The 565-nt window shown below is 43.9% G+C and carries 1 pseudogene; it reads left to right on the top strand.

Annotated elements, in window-relative coordinates:
* Window positions 1-565, top strand: a pseudogene (locus tag P5683_RS25645) (hypothetical protein); the annotation flags it as partial.

Below are 565 nucleotides of genomic sequence, written 5' to 3'. Positions count from 1 at the left end.
TTTGGGGGTCCTAATTCAGGCGATAAAATAGATGATGATAAAGGAAGGCGACCAGGCGATAGTTCAGATGATGAGTCGGATGATGATTCAGGCAATGGAAATGGCGGAAATGGTTGTACCATAAAAGCTGGTGAAAAGTACAGCGTTGAAGAGTTCGACAGACAAATGGGAAGTGGGGGGTGCTGTAATCCTCCACCAAGTGGATCTAGAATCACTTTTTTCAGTCACATGGATTGGAGATGGGGGGAAACTCCTCAGCCAACAGGAAGTGAGAGGTTTTTTTATAGGCAAGGACGGTGGGAGTCTGAGTGGGCATACGGCGACCCTGATTTAATGTTTGGAAGTGTAGGTGCATTTTGTGCGTGGTGGATGGAATGCACAGAAATTGATTATGTAATTCCCAATTTTTCTGCGGACACGAAAGATATCCCGCAATGCACCGGAGGGGGAGAATCTGAAAATATACAAACGATAACAATACCAGAAACGATAACAATACCAGACATGAACGAAGAATGTTGCGGAATGATTAGAAGGATTTATGAGTTTTTAGACCCTGAATCCT

Origin of the sequence: Limnospira sp. PMC 1279.21, assembly GCF_032349615.1 — a bacterium.
Lineage (GTDB): Bacteria > Cyanobacteriota > Cyanobacteriia > Cyanobacteriales > Microcoleaceae > Limnospira > Limnospira fusiformis.
This window is presented reverse-complemented; position numbering and strand designations above follow the sequence as displayed.